Raw genomic sequence first — 1,789 nt, forward strand, 5'->3', positions numbered from 1 at the left:
TCAATATAGGATGGTCATCAGGATTTTGATTTTTAATTTTATTGACTTCATTATATTTTTCAAAAAATTCTTCCCAATCTAAGTTCGAAGCAGATTGTCCATAAATATATCGAATTTGTTGTTTGTTGAATCCAGGGAAGAGATATAAAGTTGTTATCTCATTTTTGATATGTGGTTTTATACCTTTCCATCCTTGAATCAATAAGAAGAAAGATACATTGTTGTGTCGACATCTTCGTAATAACTGACTGAAAAACGATTCTTCGGACGAAAATAATTTTGAATTACTGATATCGTCAAACAAGAAAATTGTATGTAAAAATTTCTTTTCAAAATTCTCGACATGCAAAACATCAAACAAATCTTCTTTTTGTTCTTCAGAGACTTCATTTTTTGTTCTCTCTCTTCGAATACGATAATATAAACTTTTTGCTGTTAATATTTCATCGATACAATCTTCAGCATCGTCCTCAGCTACTAAAACAATAGGCATTTCTATCATATTTTTTAAAGTTTGCCAGCTCTTATCATTTTCTTCTCCATCCTTAGTTATATAAACTAATAAATGATGAGTTCCCATATAACCTATTTTTATAATCTCTTCAAGGGCCGTGACAGTTTTTCCCAAACTTTGTTTTCCGACAATAACATTGACAGAATTATATTTTGTAATAATATCTTGATGTATTGGAGCTATCATAATATCTTTATTATCGACTTGTTTAGCTTTTAATTTTGCTTGTATTTTTTTCGAAATATCATGATTAAAATCTTTATCTTCTTCATCTACTCGACGTAATTTCTCTTCTAACGTTAATTGTTTTGGTTCAGAATCAGAATCAGAGTAATAATCATCATCACTAGACATATTTATTTTTTCTTTGATTACAAAAAAATATTTTTATTTATATTTATTCTTCTGCTTTGTCATCTTCTTTTTTATCTTTTGATTCGACATCATCATCATCATTTTTAAATCCTTTTGCTGCTTCTCTTATTGCATAACATAAAATTTTTGTAATATCTTCTCTAAAATGTTCTTGATCGTCTAATTCTCCTTCCTTACTTTCATCGATGATATTGTCAACGATAATTTGATATTCTAATTGAATATTCTTTTTGTTTCGTAATTTAGTTTGTTCTTCTTCAGTATTACATCCATATTTCTTATATAATTGTTTCAAAACCATTTCTTCCCAGACAATAGGATAGGCTTTATTTAATAATCTCATTTTATCGACAGGGATTAAGTCAGAGAAATCTGTTTCTGCTAAGGCTTGTTCTGTAGATTTTGATAAGACATATTTCTTAAATTTGTTCAAAGCAGATAATTTTCTTCCACTTTTTTCTTTGGATAATTCTTGAACCATTTTTCTTAATTCAGCAACTTCTCCATTCTCTTGAGGTTTTAAATTTTCTTGAGCTTCTGCTATTACCTGGACAGGGGATGCTGAGACCGTTCTTTTGACAGAGCGACGAGGTCTTGGCGATAAATTAGCTTGTTGTTGTGTTGATTCTTCTGTTGGCGTTTTACGTCTTAAGCTTCTTGTTGTCATATTTGACATAAAAGAAAAAAGTTCAAAATAAATTTTCTTTTTCGAGTTTTGGCATAATTTTCTATTATGCATTATATTTTTTCAATTTTAACGTCGACGACGAGTAGTTGATTTACGGCGACTTGAGCTTCTTCTTTTTGCTGGCATGTTTTTTATATTTCCTTGGAGATAAAAAAATAAAAATCAATTTTAAATTTTCATCAACGACCTTAATTCAGGATTTTCTAAAATAC

General features: G+C 28.9%; 2 protein-coding genes. Both read right to left on the reverse strand.

Features of this window, described 5'->3' with window-relative positions; genetic code table 11:
* On the reverse strand, positions 1-868 hold an 868-nt coding region (locus tag QZ306_RS10490), incomplete at its 3' end, for an ATPase/DNA packaging protein (protein WP_295163649.1).
* Positions 869-911: 43 nt separating this feature from the next.
* Positions 912-1,628 (reverse strand): hypothetical protein, encoded by a 717-nt coding sequence (locus tag QZ306_RS10495; protein ID WP_295163650.1) that lies wholly within the window; start codon positions 1,626-1,628, stop codon positions 912-914.
* Between the last annotated feature and the right edge of the window lie 161 nt (positions 1,629-1,789).

It is taken from the genome of uncultured Brachyspira sp., assembly GCF_910588665.1.
In the GTDB taxonomy this organism is placed as follows: Bacteria; Spirochaetota; Brachyspiria; order Brachyspirales; family Brachyspiraceae; genus Brachyspira.

Bases quoted from the DNA above. Each gene is read 5' to 3' on its own strand.
- QZ306_RS10495 (WP_295163650.1), bottom strand. From the start codon at position 1,628: ATGCATAATAGAAAATTATGCCAAAACTCGAAAAAGAAAATTTATTTT.